Origin of the sequence: Cohnella soli (genome assembly GCF_042655525.1) — a bacterium.
Lineage (GTDB): Bacteria > Bacillota > Bacilli > Paenibacillales > Paenibacillaceae > Cohnella > Cohnella soli.
Window position 1 is genome coordinate 169,187 of the sequence record NZ_JBHSMI010000025.1, and the last position, 13,938, is coordinate 183,124.

General features: G+C 52.8%; 16 protein-coding genes. 1 reads left to right on the forward strand and 15 read right to left on the reverse strand.

The annotated features are described in order from the left end of the window. Positions 1–2: 2 nt before the first annotated feature. Together ACFPOF_RS13640 and ACFPOF_RS13645 are read right to left on the reverse strand one after the other, a co-directional pair. On the reverse strand, positions 3–551 hold the full coding sequence (locus ACFPOF_RS13640) for a tetratricopeptide repeat protein (protein ID WP_378133475.1): 549 nt from the start codon (positions 549–551) through the stop codon (positions 3–5). Positions 552–595: 44 nt separating this feature from the next. Beyond that, positions 596–964: a nucleotide pyrophosphohydrolase gene (locus ACFPOF_RS13645; protein WP_378133477.1), complete on the reverse strand. Its 369-nt coding sequence runs from the start codon at positions 962–964 to the stop codon at positions 596–598. A gap of 88 nt (positions 965–1,052) precedes the next feature. Here ACFPOF_RS13645 and ACFPOF_RS13650 point away from each other — a divergent pair, with 88 nt between their 5' ends. Further along, positions 1,053–1,922, forward strand: a complete 870-nt coding sequence (locus ACFPOF_RS13650) for a YitT family protein (RefSeq protein WP_378133479.1) — start codon at positions 1,053–1,055, stop codon at positions 1,920–1,922. A gap of 11 nt (positions 1,923–1,933) precedes the next feature. Here the strand turns inward: ACFPOF_RS13650 and ACFPOF_RS13655 are convergent, their stop codons facing one another. The 13 genes from ACFPOF_RS13655 to hisC form a co-directional block, all read right to left on the reverse strand. Next, positions 1,934–2,878, reverse strand: coding sequence for a sporulation protein YpjB (locus ACFPOF_RS13655; RefSeq protein WP_378133481.1), 945 nt, complete (start codon positions 2,876–2,878; stop codon positions 1,934–1,936). Between the two features lie 44 nt (positions 2,879–2,922). Continuing rightward, positions 2,923–3,594 (reverse strand): DUF1405 domain-containing protein, encoded by a 672-nt coding sequence (locus ACFPOF_RS13660; RefSeq protein ID WP_378133483.1) that lies wholly within the window; start codon positions 3,592–3,594, stop codon positions 2,923–2,925. Between the two features lie 112 nt (positions 3,595–3,706). After that, on the reverse strand, positions 3,707–4,579 hold the full coding sequence (locus ACFPOF_RS13665) for a c-type cytochrome (RefSeq protein WP_378133485.1): 873 nt from the start codon (positions 4,577–4,579) through the stop codon (positions 3,707–3,709). 19 nt (positions 4,580–4,598) lie between these two features. Continuing rightward, on the reverse strand, positions 4,599–5,270 hold the full coding sequence (qcrB, locus tag ACFPOF_RS13670) for a menaquinol-cytochrome c reductase cytochrome b subunit (RefSeq protein WP_378133487.1): 672 nt from the start codon (positions 5,268–5,270) through the stop codon (positions 4,599–4,601). 20 nt (positions 5,271–5,290) lie between these two features. Next, complete coding sequence (locus ACFPOF_RS13675) at positions 5,291–5,824, reverse strand: ubiquinol-cytochrome c reductase iron-sulfur subunit (RefSeq protein ID WP_378133489.1); 534 nt, start codon at positions 5,822–5,824, stop codon at positions 5,291–5,293. A gap of 259 nt (positions 5,825–6,083) precedes the next feature. Continuing rightward, entirely contained in the window at positions 6,084–6,527 is a 444-nt protein-coding gene (locus tag ACFPOF_RS13680) for a DUF2487 family protein (protein WP_378133491.1), read from the reverse strand. A gap of 156 nt (positions 6,528–6,683) precedes the next feature. Beyond that, on the reverse strand, positions 6,684–6,866 hold the full coding sequence (locus ACFPOF_RS13685; RefSeq protein ID WP_209743132.1) for an IDEAL domain-containing protein: 183 nt from the start codon (positions 6,864–6,866) through the stop codon (positions 6,684–6,686). A gap of 98 nt (positions 6,867–6,964) precedes the next feature. Continuing rightward, entirely contained in the window at positions 6,965–8,182 is a 1,218-nt protein-coding gene (locus tag ACFPOF_RS13690) for a hypothetical protein (RefSeq protein WP_378133493.1), read from the reverse strand. Between the two features lie 123 nt (positions 8,183–8,305). After that, the gene (locus tag ACFPOF_RS13695) at positions 8,306–8,920 is read right to left on the reverse strand and encodes a histidine phosphatase family protein (protein WP_378133495.1); all 615 of its coding nucleotides are present in this window, start codon (positions 8,918–8,920) and stop codon (positions 8,306–8,308) included. Further along, positions 8,917–9,516 (reverse strand): anti-sigma factor family protein, encoded by a 600-nt coding sequence (locus ACFPOF_RS13700; RefSeq protein WP_378133497.1) that lies wholly within the window; start codon positions 9,514–9,516, stop codon positions 8,917–8,919. The genes ACFPOF_RS13695 and ACFPOF_RS13700 overlap by 4 nt, the downstream gene beginning before the upstream one ends. Then, on the reverse strand, positions 9,513–10,109 hold the full coding sequence (locus ACFPOF_RS13705; RefSeq protein WP_378134395.1) for an RNA polymerase sigma factor: 597 nt from the start codon (positions 10,107–10,109) through the stop codon (positions 9,513–9,515). Before ACFPOF_RS13705 ends, ACFPOF_RS13700 begins: the two co-directional genes overlap by 4 nt. A 1,499-nt stretch (positions 10,110–11,608) precedes the next feature. Beyond that, entirely contained in the window at positions 11,609–12,754 is a 1,146-nt protein-coding gene (locus ACFPOF_RS13710; RefSeq protein ID WP_378133499.1) for a prephenate dehydrogenase, read from the reverse strand. A gap of 4 nt (positions 12,755–12,758) precedes the next feature. Then, positions 12,759–13,856 (reverse strand): histidinol-phosphate transaminase, encoded by a 1,098-nt coding sequence (gene hisC / locus ACFPOF_RS13715; RefSeq protein ID WP_378134397.1) that lies wholly within the window; start codon positions 13,854–13,856, stop codon positions 12,759–12,761. Positions 13,857–13,938: the final 82 nt, after the last annotated feature.

Here is a 13,938-nt window from a genome sequence, read left to right on the forward strand (position 1 = left end):
GTTCACCAGTTCCTTTGCGAATTGTAGTGTGAATATTGCTGTTTGATCGCTCTTCGTCTTTCGGCGCGCACTTCGCGCAGATGACGTTTCGTTTCTTCATTTAGCGGATCGAGCTGAAGCGCATCGCGCAAGCTATCGAGGGAAAGCTTGTAATTACGCTGCATCCGGTATAGAATACCGAGCATCAGCCTCGCTTCTGAGGACAACGGGTCGAATTGTGCCGCCTCCTTCAGCAGCTTCGCGGCTTCTTCCAAATTCGGCACCGGCAGTTCCAGCAATACTCGGGCTTCGTTCACGCGTTGCCTGGATAATAGCATATGCAAGTGCAGTAAATACGACGGATTGTCCGGTTGCAGCTCTGCCGATCGCCTTGCATAGGCTAACGCCTGCGGCAATCTTCCGTTTCTTGCACAAGTGATCGAACCGCTGTGTAAATAGACGGCATTGTTCGGTTCCAGTAAGATCGCCTGGTCGAACGAGCGCATCGCTGTTTCGAAATCCCCCCGGAAGATCGCGTCGTATGCTTCCCGGAGGCACGTTTCCCCGTCCATGCCGACCTCCTCCCTTCATTCGGGGATGGTTCAGCATATGACGGTCAGGCGTTATCGGTGTTCTTCCTCGTCCACCGATTTGCGTCACGGGTATTGAATTTATCCATCACCTTGCGGTGCGCTTCCGTCAAATCGATGCCTAGAGAGTTGGCGAAACAGGTCACAATAAATAAAATATCGCCAAGCTCCAGCTCGATGGAATTGTCGGCTTCATCTTTCTTTTTCGGCTTTTCCCCGTACGCATGGTTCACTTCACGCGCCAACTCGCCGACTTCCTCGGACATACGGGCAAGCATCGCGAGCGGGGAGAAATAGCCTTCCTTAAATTGCGAGATGTAGGCGTCGACGTCGCGCTGAATGTCAGCGAGCGTCCGCTCCGTTAATACTTTGTCGGCAATACGCGATTGTCCCATCTTCCGTATCCTTTCATGAAGGTTTCTATCCTATGTTAGCGTAAGACGTAATCGAAAACAAATGCATTTTTGGGAGGACTCTTCTCGCATGAACCATTCGCGCATATGGAACGAAGTCAGAACGTGGAGCCTGCTCGCCGCCGGCACCGCGCTCTACGCGTTCGGACTACAATACTTCATTATTCCGAACATGCTGATGGAAGGCGGCGTAACCGGCGTAGCCGTATTGCTCAACTACGCGTTAGAACTGCCCGTATGGCTGTCTTCCCTGCTCATCAACTTACCATTGTTCGCCCTTGGCTGGCGTCAGCTCGGCAAAAGTGCGATGGTCTATACGCTCGGCGGAACACTTATGCTTTCGCTGTTCCTCTGGATCGCGGAGCGACTCGTCGTAAGCGGTGTATTGACGCCGTTTCGTACCGATCAAGATTTCATTCTTGTCGTACTTTATGCAGGTGTAACGCTCGGCATTGGGCTCGGACTCGTCTTCCGGGCTGGCGGGACAACAGGCGGCGTCGACATTATAGCACGGATTTTACATCGACTACGCGGCTGGAGTATGGGCCAAATCATTTTGTCGCTGGACGTGCTCATTCTCGGCATCTCGCTGCTTTTTATCCCGAAAGAGAAAGTGCTGTACACGCTCGTCAGCGTGTTTATCGCTTCCAAGATTATCGACTACATTCAAGAAGGCGCTTATGCAGCCAAGGCATTCACGATATTGTGTCAACAGCCGGAAATACTCGCCAAAAACATCACGAAAGAGCTCGATCGCGGCGTAACGCTGATGCCCGCCGTTGGCGCTTACTCCGGTGAGCAAAAAATGGCCGTCTATTGCGTCGTTAGCAGATTCGAAATCGGCAAATTAAAAAGCCTCGTCCGGGGGCATGACCGGCGGGCTTTTATCGTCATCAGCGAAGTGCATGACGTGCTGGGAGAGGGCTTCCGCGAAGAATAAGCCATCTCCGTTTACTTTTTCTTTCTCCAACGTTCGATCCATTTCTCTGCTGCGTCTTCCCTGAACTTATCCTGGTAACGGGAAACCGGGCGGTCGACGAATCGGTCGTCTTTGTAGCGCCTCCATCCGACCCACGACAGAACTGTCACGATAAATGAACCGATCGTCGCCGACCATCCCCATGACGGGGGAACAGGGCCGAGCGGAGGGACAAATGCCGCTGGCGCTTCCTGCGGGAACATTGCGTCCAAAGCATCCCTCAATTGGGGAGCGACGCTTAGCAGCAACATCGTCTGCGTCGATGGCGAGCCGAGCAGCCTTGCTGCATAACGGAACGCGGAATCGGCCCGCTCGATCGTCGAAGGTTCCGCCCGCAAGGCTGCCGCCGTACGGATGACCGAATAATGGACCGACAGTTGTCCGAAGGCCGCTTTCGCCGCGTCGCTTGCCGCCGAAACGCCCGACGAAGGCGATTTATTCGGCAACGCAGCTTCAAGCTGCTTCAAGTCATTAATGAGTACTTTCCGGTATGACACCCACAGCGGACGGTCCGGATGAGCAAGCGCGTCCGCTGCGAGGCGAAGACGCGCCGCGCCTTCCTTCCACTTGCGTTCATCAAGTTTGACTGCCGCGACCGCTTTCTTCATATCCGTCATACTATTGGCAAGCGCTTGAATCCCTTCTGCCGTCGCAATCCCTTCCATAGGCAGCTTGCGGAATTGTTCTTCCAGCGCGCTGAGCCTGTCCCTTGCCGATTGTACGTCGCTTGCGTTAACCGCACCGTATAACAAGTCCGCCCCGGCTAAGAATCGATCATACGATGCTTGTACGACTGCGCTGGGCTTCGCTGTTGCAGTTGTCGGCAGTGCCACCGCGAGTACGGCGATCAGCAGCATCAGCGATACAACGGCTCGCATTCGGTGCTTTCCTTGCATGAACCACCCGAAAGCAAACACGGACATCCCCTCCTATCCGTCAGGATATGAAGGGATGTCCGTGTTTAGAACGACTTGTCCGCTCGCTCGGTCGCCTCTTTGTCCGAGGATGGCAAAAAACGGGCCAGAGCCGCTGAGACGACGCTGAGCGCAGTCAGCACGAACGTGAAAATAGCAACGTATTTCAGATCGTCGTCAAGCTCTGTAGGCAAGTATGGATAAACATCGAAACTGTAGTCAACCGTGTCGTTCAAGAACGTCCACGCAGCTGCAACGGCAAGAGACAAACCGCCGAACGAAAAAAATCTTGCGTACAGAAGCGCCACAACCGCCATCGCCGTGTGCCCGATAACGAGCATCCAATGTTCCCATTGCAGCACGTCTCCTTGGGCTTGTCCGGCGAAAATAATCGCTGTCGCCCATATGCCATATTTCACCGAAGTGACAACGCCAAGCGCCTCAACGATTCCTCGTACACCGCTTATCCACCATCTCTTCGACGGTCGAGGTGCGATCCATAACCAAAGCACCGCTGCTACGAACAATAACGATGCCGTTGGGCTGTCCGGTACGAATGGAAGCTGCCAGGCCGGGTTAGCGTTCCAGACGCTTTCCAACTGATCCTTGTACCAATAATAGCCGTATAACGTTCCGGGAATGTAGATAATGATCAACATCCACAGCGTAATGGGGTGAAGCAAGACGCTGCGTGACAACATCCATTTCAACCAAGCCATCTGCCTCTTCCTTTCGGACTTGTCCGAGACGTATACCGGACGTCGTCGCTATTTCTCAAAAAAAACCTGACCATACCGGTCAGGTTTTTTTATCAGCCTAATGGCAATCGCGTTACTCCGCCTTTTTTTGCTTGGACAGCCAAGTCGCGATTTGATCGATTTGATCTGACGTCAGATTCGCTTTGAACGATGGCATTGCGCCATTGTTTTTGCCGTTCGTAATCGTAGCCACGATCTCTTCTTTGCTCAGTACGTCACCAATGCCGCGCAGCGTAGGACCGCCGCCGCCTTCGAGTTCCGCACCGTGGCAAGCGATACATTGCGCTTTCGTCATCGTTTCGGTGAAGGCTGGATCGTTGGCGTCGACCATAGCAGCAATTTTCTCTCTGCCAGGGATCGGACGCGGTAAGCCTTTCTTCACCGCTTCTTCGGCTTTGATCTCCCGTTCGATATGTTCCGGGATTTGGTTGTTCACTTCCAGCTCATGCTCGTAATGATTCCAAGAAACCCACGTCAAGTACGCGATCGCGACTAGCGACACGAGCATCAACGAAGATGCAATCGGACGGCGATAGAAGCGGCGCTCTTTGCCCGTATCAAGGAAAGGCGCGAGCAGAAGGGCGATGAACGGAATACCGGACAAGCCCAAAATACCAAGAACGATATAATCGCCCGAAGCATACGGATATTTCAGCAATTGGTACAGGAATAAGAAGTACCAGTCTGGCATCGGGATGAACGAACTGTTCAGCGGATCCGCCGGATAACCGAGCGGAGCCGGTTCCGCAATAACCAGTGTCAGGAATCCGACGAGCACGACGACGCCGACCATCCATTCTTTTAGGAGGAAGTTCGGGATAAAAGCTTCCGATTTCCCCGGGAAGGACGTATAGTCGGGAGGCGTCGCGTTCGTGCGCTCCCTTTTACGGATACGAGAGTCGCCGACGAAGACGACTTTCTCGTTTGGATCATGTTTATGTGCCATCGCTAGTCACTCCCCTCTCTTACAGCGGCCCGGATATGCCCTGTTTACGAATCATAAAGAAGTGTCCGGCTAACAGCGCGAGCAATGCGGCCGGCAGGAAGAACACGTGGATCGCGAAGAACCGGGTTAGCGTTTGCGCGCCGACTATCGTGCCGCCGTTCATTAACTCCTTGATGTAATCGCCCAAGAAAGGTACAGACCCAGCGATTTCCAGACCAACCTTCGTTGCGTAATACGCTTTGTTATCCCACGGAAGCAGGTAACCCGTAAATCCGAGGCCCAACATAACGAAGAAAATCAGCATACCGACAACCCAGTTCATTTCCCGAGGCGCCTTGTAGGAACCCGTGAAGAATACGCGCAGGGTATGTAAAAACATCATCACGATAACAAGGCTTGCGCCCCAGTGGTGCATCCCGCGCACGATCGCGCCAAACGCAACCTGGTGCTGCAAGTAATCGACGCTGTAGTAAGCGTTGATAATATCCGGGACGTAATACATCGTCAGAAACATCCCCGAGAGGATCTGAATGACGGTAATGAAGAACGTCAGTCCGCCGAAGCAATACACGAAAGCGGAGAAATGATGAGCCGGGTTGACGTGCTCTGGCACTTCATGATCGGCAATATCTCTCCACATCGGCGTAATGTCCAGACGCTCGTCGATCCAGTTGTACATGTTTTTGAACATGGGACGTTAGCGCCCTCCTTCTAAACGCGACTATTCGGTTCAAGCGGGCCTAGGTACACCCAACCGTTATCCGTCTTGACTTGGTATTGATCAAGCGGCTTCGGTGCTACTTTCAGGTTCTTCCCATCGATCGTATACTCTGCGCCGTGGCACGGGCAAAGGTACACATTCGGAATTTCTTTGCCGAATTTGCCGATCGTGCAACCAAGGTGTTTACAAATCGGAGACAACGCGAAAATCTTGCCGCTTGCATCCTTCGTAATCCACGCTTGCATTTTCGGGTCGGACTCGTACCAACCGTCTACCTGGTGAACCGTGAAATCGATTTGCTGCGGTTCATTGGTCACTTTGCTTTCTTCGATCGCTTTAACGAAGCTACCCTTCTGCTTCTTAACCAATATCGGATCTACGGCAAAGCGGATCATCGGTAAAATGGCCCCGCCGGCCATAAAAGCTCCTGCTCCGCCAAGCGTGTAAGACAAAAACTGACGTCTCGACATTTCTTTACGCTTAGCCGGTCCGTGCGCGGTTTCTTGCTGCGTATTGTGGTCCATTCATTCTACCCCCTTTGCCACACCAATCTTGCGTCCGGTACGGACTTTACAATCTGTTCACAAGGACATAACTATAATAGCCCACGCATTATAGAGCGTCAAGAATAGCGCCGGGAGTTTCCTTCTCCTGTCGGGGCACGTGCCGTTAAAATGTTCTCAAATTGTCACATTTCACCGCGTCGGTGTCTGCCTATTGTTTGCGCGATACCGCTCGGTTATTCGCGTTCTTTCCAAACACTCGTCGCCTGGCAGCGCCGAATTACACGACTGATCTAGGCGCAGCAGACGGGTTTCGCCACAATTCGGTGACCAACTTGCCGATAACGTCCGCCTCGGGCAATTCGTCGTCGCTTGCCGGCTGTACGATAAGATCAGCTTCGAGCGTCTCGTCCATACGGAGAGGCTGACCGCTGATAATGACGATGTAACGGAAACCAAGACGTCTCCAATTCTGAATCAATTCGTTAATATCGCCGGTTCTGGAAGCTTCGCCGTTGCCGTTATAATGAAAAGCCGGCATCGTTACCGTACGCCCCCGGAAAGCTTGTTCGAGCGGAGCGAGCCAATCGCCCGTTCGGGCTATTTTCTCCGTCGCCTCCCACGGAGATTCCTCCCCGGTCAAACCGGATAACGGGATGAAGCAAGTGTCGAGATAAGTCTGCAGATTCGGCCAGCTCTCCTCGCCGATTTCGTTGAATTTCATGATCATGTCCTCTCCTGCTCGTCAATGTATGTATAGAGGTTGTTCACCATACACTTATGTCTATCCTACTACAAATAAATAACGAAAAAAACCCGGCCGCAGGCCGGGTAACGCATAGGAAGATCGGCGCGAGGGGCCGATCCGGCGGTTCCATCCTTATCGCTGAATTGTTTTCAGTTCGTCGGTCAGGCGGCGAAATGATTCGGCGTCTCCTTGCGCGAGCGCATCGTCGATAGCGTTATAAATTTTCTCCGTCCGGTAATTGCGCAGCGCTTCGTCAAGGACCATTTCCGCCGCCAATCCCAACATCGTCTCGTAGGCGACTTTCATGTTGTCCATTCGTTGCACCTCCGAATTTCGGCTCCCACTACAAGCATATTCATCGCGGCCTGCCTCGCTCAAGACAAACGCCCCTATTCCGATCAATGTACCCTCGCCTATCGTGGAAACGACGCGTGAGGAACGCCGGAAATAAGTGATTTGCCTTGTTTGGTCAGCTTCACGACCGCTTCTCCCGATTCCGTCTCGCCCCATCGCAGTGCACCAAGATGCATGAGCATGCGCAACACTCTATTATCGAGCACATCCCGTTGCGTGTCGTAGAAGTAAGGACGAACGAGCGGTTGAAGAATTTGAATGACGGATTCGACCGTCGTCCACTCCGGCGTAAGCCTCATAACCCACTGAGCAAGCGCCGGCAAACTGGGCACCGGAATTTTGTATTGCCGCATCCAGCAGCGGTATATCCCGATTTGTTCCGCTTTGGCGAATCCGTCGGCAACATTGCGTCCGAGCTCCGTCAATTCGAGCCTATCCGTCCGTTCTTCCACGAGCCCTTCCAAATAGACGTAATCGTACAACAATGAAAATCGATCCGGATAATCCCTGAACTTGCGACCATATCCGAACCGCCATCCCGCACGTGTCGGAATCGACTCCATGACCGACATCCGCTCAAGCGCGAGCGAGAGCTGTCTTTTGTACATGACGCCTTCTGCCGTCACCGGCACATCGTTGTCACGGACGAACTTCAGGAAAGCGGTCACGTCTTCGGCAAGCAGATTACCTTCGTCGCGATAGGCCGGAGGTTCTGCGGCGAAGTCGAGAGAATGTCGAAATCTTTTCTCAAGGGCATCTCCGAGTCGCGCTTTCACGTCTTCCGGCACTTGAAACAAATATTTCGTATGCTGGGAGAAACCGTTGAACAGCCAACCGTTTCTTTTGAAACGGGAAATCGATTGACGTGCGCTGTCTTCGGGGACGCGCGGAATCTTTGACGCATCCGTCTTTTTTTTTCGACCATTCCCCTTCGCTGCGACTTCCTGCTTCGTTGCTGCCAAAGCTGCAGCCTCTCCGGCATTCGATGCTCTTCCGTCGCCTTCAGGCGCTCCCGCTCCCCCACCGATCGCTCTCGCCTTTAACTCTTCCAGGCTGTAGGCCGTTCGACTTTCGAATAGGAGAGAGTTCAGGAAACGCAAATCATTGCCCGTCACTTCCCCCACTCTCGATTCGAGCACGTCTCTTCGCTGAACGGTCGAGAGAATAGACTGGATCAACTCGTTTTTGGAATGGCTGCTGCATTCGCAACCATAAGCATCGGCGATCGCCGACAATTCGGCAATGTCCGAATAGCTGAGCATTTCAGCCAAGTTCATCGGTTTTCCCCGCTTCTTGGTGGGTATATTGTTCAGTATGGGCGCGAGGAAATCGACTTAAACGTTGGACGTGTCCGAAACTCACGCAAAAAAAGACCCGGCCATGGCCGGGTCTTCCGTAAATTATCGTTTTGTCGACGGTTCTGCCAGATGAAGCGTGCAATTGTGCAAGAGAGGCGTCCAATTCGAGTGCATTGAATTTGCCGGTCTTTCCAGTACGGTCAGACTCACGTTTTGCAAATGCGAGTCCGTCAAATCTTCGCATAACGATTGCAGCATTCTAGCTAGGAAGCTGCCATGGGTAACAATCAGCCACGATTGACCTTGATGTCTAAGCAAGAAATCGTCCACAAAATCGTGGCCCCTCGCCCGAACTTCGTCATCGCTTTCTTGATCAGGCACGTTCGCTCGCCAATTCTCCCCCCACTCGGATACGCGCTGTTCCAGTGTCGTGCCTTCCGCTTGCCCGAATGAACGCTCTCTCAACCTCGAATCGGTTACGAGCGGAATACCGAGCCGTTCGGATATAATCTCCGCTGTGCGATGCGCCCGCTTCAAATCGCTGCAATAGATACCGTCCCAGCGGTCGCCGTCGGCGATCAGCCTAACAGCCAACCTGCGCGCTTGCTCTTCGCCTTCCTTCGAGAGCGGAATGTCCGTTACGCCCTGGATCTTACCCAGCCGGTTCCATTCCGTAATGCCGTGGCGTATCCAACCCATTCTCGCCGCTTCCGTCATGTACGCACCCTCGAAAACCAGTTCAAAATGAGCAACGTCATAATCATGCCGACGATGGAGAAGGCAATCCAGTATTCGGGGGCGGCGGGAGAAACGTTTAGCATGATCGGATCGCTTAAACTGGCCATCGGAACATCGAAATGAACACTGCCGCCCGACTGATGGCTAGTAGAGAAAACGCTGGCGGAATCCAACAAGTCGGAACTCGTCCGCCCTCCATCGGTCGAACGATCATATATCATGTAGAGGAATCCGCCTACGAACAAAGCAAACAGAGCGGCCAGAGCACCGGCAATCTTCTTCCTGAATGCGAAAGTAAAAGAATAGGAATGCCGCACGGTCGGCATAAACCAGCTTTGTTCCTCGTAAATCCGGTTCATCACGTTACGGTTCACCCATTCGGAGGAGACAATCTCCTCCTCAGCGTCATTCATGGGCAGTTCATGAATAAGCAGTGCACTCTCTTCCCACATGCGGAACTCTTCGGCGCACTGTGGACACCCGGCAACGTGAAGATCGACCGCCAATCTCTCTTCCGATTGTTCCGGTAGATCGCGGTAAATACCGAACCATTCCCCCGCTTCTTCGCACCTCATCGCAACTTCATCTCCTCGTACTCCTTCATGATGGACGGTTCAGTAAAGTACGATTCCATCTGCGTCTTCACGCTGGCTCTAGCCCTGAACAACAACGACTTTACCGAGCTTACCGTCTGACCGAGAATGTTGGCGATTTCCTGATAGTCCATCCCGTCGTATTCGCGGAGAATGAGCGCGGACCGCTGCTTCTCGGGCAAGCTGTTGATCGCTTCCCTGACCTTGGTCACTTTCTCGCTCTGCAGCAGCCGATGTTCGGGCGCCTCTTCATGAGGCGCGGCCGGTATGTAAGTGGAGTCGTCCAGCGATTGATGCGCGCTCTTCTGCTTGCGCAGTTCGCTCAGAACCGTATTTCGCGCGATCGTATATAGCCAAGTCGAGAACGAGGCGTCGACTTCTCGGAAGGAATGCAAGCTTCGATAAGCTTTGTAAAACGATTCCGAGCAGATATCTTCCGCCAGTATTTCGAGTTTGGCGCTCTTGAGCATATGGTATACGAAAGCTAATATTTTTTTCTGATATCGACCCATAAGCGTAGCATACATCTCTACGTTTCCGTCCTTGATTTCCCGTATCAATTGGGAATCGGTCATCATGTTCGCGACCCTCCCCCGTCTTAGGGTGAACGTTCGCAGTCGGCGGTCTTACGTAATTGTACCGACCAAAAACGAAAAAGTTGCGCTTTTCAGCGCACATCTATTGGATAAGCCAGTATTTTACAAATTCTATGAGTTATTGTATCACAGGAATGGAGGTTTTGCGCTTAAAAATTTCTCAAATTTCGAAGGAAAAGCTGTCCATATTCGCAACGGTCATTCTACCGCTTGAGCAGGTGCTTCAAAATGGGGGACTGTTTGCTTAGCGTGTCGGTTAAAGAGCGGTGAGAGGGAGTCCTCCGACGCAGCTCCGAGCGGATAATTACTTGAAAATCGAACATCTCACTCTCAGGTCGGGCTCGCTGGGGGCATCTACTCGAAAAATTCGAACATCTTACTCTCGAGCAGGGCTCGCAGTGAGCAATTACTCGAAAGAATCGAACATCTCGCTCTCGAACTGGGCCCACAGCAGGCAATTACTCGAAAAATTCGAACATCTCGCTCTCGAACAGGGCCCACAGCAGGCAATTACACGAAAGAATCGAACATCTCGCTCTCGAACAGGGCCTACAGCAGGCATTTACTCGAAAGAATCGAACATCTCGCTCTCGGGCGGGGCTCTCAGCGGGCATTTACTCGATAATTCGAACATCTCAATCTCGAACAGGGCCTACAGCAGGCAATTACTCGAAAAATTCGAACATCTCACTCTCGGTCGGAGCTCGCAGTAGGTAATTACTCGAAAGAATCGAACATCTCGCTCTCGAACAGGGCCCGCAGCAGGCAATTACTCGAAAAATTCGAACATCTTACTCTCGAGCAGGGATCGCAGTGAGCAATTACTCGAAAAATTCGAACATCTCACTCTCGGGCGGGGCTCGACGGGGGCAATTACTCGAAAGAATCGAACATCTCGCTCTCGAACAGGGCCCACAGCAGGCAATTACTCGAAAAATTCGAACATCTCGCTCTCGAACAGGGCCCACAGCAGGCAATTACTCGAAAGAATCGAACATCTCACTCTCGGGCAGGGCTCTCAGCGGGCATTTACTCGAAGTTCGCATTAACTCAGCCTGCCGCAAACCTCTCTCACAGCCTTCAATTTCGTGAGCCCCTGGGTTACTTATAGCTTGCAAGCCTATTGAATGTTACTTGTCACAAAGTCAAAAAAAAACCGCCCCGGAGGGCGGTTGCACATTGTGCAAGGATTGGATAGGAGTGGAGAGAAACCATACTATGCTTTTATTATATGTATACGATTACATTTTGTCAATAAGCGCTTACATTTATATTTGAAGCGATTTCATATAACGGATTCGCATAAAGACTTTCGGGACTGGCTCGACACATTTGCTATTTCTTCCCCGCATTGCTTTGCCTTACTTTTTGTAGGTGCGTACCCATACTTCGATTAGACTGGCCCAGCTGTCTACCCTATCCATGCTCCTACATACTCGCCAACCGCAAAAAGACGCCGCTCGCGCAGCGCCTCCGTTTCACATATGAACATCGTATCCGATCGATTGCAGCAACGCCGTAGCGCGGTCCAGATCGTCTTCCTGCTTAAAGGATAGCCGCAGCACGCCCGGAACGTCTTCCCTGCTTTCGATAATTTGCAAGTTGCTCAAATTGATTTTCGCCTGGCCGAGATCCGTGGCGATTTTTCCGATGATGCCGGGGTGGTCGGGCACGTCGACGTAACATTCGTACAGCGATGTAATCATGCCTTTGCGTCTCTCGGGCAACTGGCTACGGAAATCCCCCGCGCGCCGGAATGCGTCCACGATCCCGTCCCCATCTTCCCGGGAAACAAGATCGGCAAACTGTCCCATTCCTTCTTGCCACTCAGTCACGAGCTTCAGCATGACGTCGCGGTTATTCAGAAGAATATCCCGCCAAATGTAAGGATCGCTCGACGCAATTCGCGTAATATCCCTGAACCCTCCAGCGGCGAGCGTGCGGTACAGTTCGTTTGTCTCGTTATATCCTGCGATCTGGTTCACAAGGGCGACCGCAATCATATGAGGCAAATGACTGATGGCGCCTACGATATCGTCGTGCTGGGCCGCATCCGTTCTGACAATATGGGCGCGAGTCAGCTTGAGCAGCTTTTCCAGCTTCGTTATAGCCTCTTCCGGAGCGCCTTCAGAAGGCGTCAGCACGTAATAGGCGTTCTCGAGCAGGTGCAAACTCGCCGCTTCAACGCCGGAGCGCTCCGAGCCAGCCATCGGATGACCGCCGATGAAGACGGACCCTTGAAGCTGAAGCTTCGACGCATAGCGGACGATAGAAGCTTTCGTGCTGCCGACGTCCGTAATGATGCAGCCGGGCTTCAGCGGCAGCCTCGACAACTCGTCCACGTACGCCTCCAGTTTGCCGACGGGAACGCACAAAAATAGGAAATCGGCATCTTTCGCCGCTTCTGCGATCGATGTCGTCGCACTGTCGACGACGCCGCGCGCCACATACTTCTCCGTCGAAGCCGCATTGATGGAATGGCCGACAACTTCGAACCCTGGCTTGCCTTTGAAGCACAGCGCTAGCGAGCCGCCGATCAGCCCGACGCCAAAAATGGCGATTTTGATTTGAGACTGGCTTGCATTGCCGTTCGGCTCCGCAAAGTCGCTAAACTCTCCGCTCATACCGTCACACCTTTACCGCGATTTCTTGCAGGACGGCGGTTAAGGCGGCGATGACCTTCTCGTTCTGCTCCTGGCTGCCGACGGTAATACGAATATGCGTCGGGTATTTCTTATGGCCGCCGCGGACGATGACGCCTTTGCGCAGCAAACCGTCGAAGACGTCTTGGGCAGGACGTTTCGCGTCAACCATGATGAAGTTGCCATATGCAGGGAAAGCTTCGAGACCCAGTTCGGCGAACTTCGCGTTCAAGTAGACAAGCCCTTTCTTGTTCGCTTCGCGGCAGGAGGCGACGAATGCTTCGTCCTTCAACGCTGCGAGCGCAGCCGCTTGGCCGAATCGGGACGTATTGAACGGCTCGCGCACTTGGTTGATGCTGCGGATCACATCCGGGCGGCCGATGCCGTAACCGATGCGGAGCGAAGCAAGACCGTAAATTTTCGAGAATGTGCGGAGCACGACCACGTTCGGATATTTCTTGAGTAAAGCGAGGCCGTCCGGGAACGACGGATCGCCAATGTATTCGCAATACGCTTCGTCGAGAACGACAAGCACGTTAGCAGGCATGGCGGCTAGAAAACTTTCCACTTCCTCCGCCGTATTTATCGTGCCGGTAGGATTATTCGGATTGCAAACCCAGACGACTTTCGTTTTATCGGTCACGCGCGCCAGCATCGCCGGCAAATCATGCGTACCGTTTTTCAGCGGCACTTCGATTATTTCAGCGTTCTCGATCGTGCAATTGTGCTTATATTGCGGGAACGTCTGGTCCGCCATAATCGTCTCGTCGCCTGGGCACAAGTAAGCACGGGCGATCATAAGTATAATTTCGTCGGAGCCTGCTCCGAAAATGATTTGATCTGCATTTACGTTAAAATGCGCAGCAATGGCGTTCGTCAGTTCGACGGCAGCACCATCGGGATAAATACTAATATTTTCGAGTTCGTTCCGGATCGCTTCAAGCGCTTTCGGCGAGCTGCCGAACGGATTTTCGTTAGAGGCGAGCTTGATGACCTCGGTCAAGCCGAGTTCTCTTTTGACATCTTCGACGGGTTTGCCCGGCTGATAGACCGGCAAGTGGACAATATTCGGTTTCGGTTGCATCATACATCCCCTCCTGTGTAACGGCAAACGGAGCGTAAGCGCCTCGCCCTCCAAGGACGAAGCGGCAGGCGCTCCGGATGAA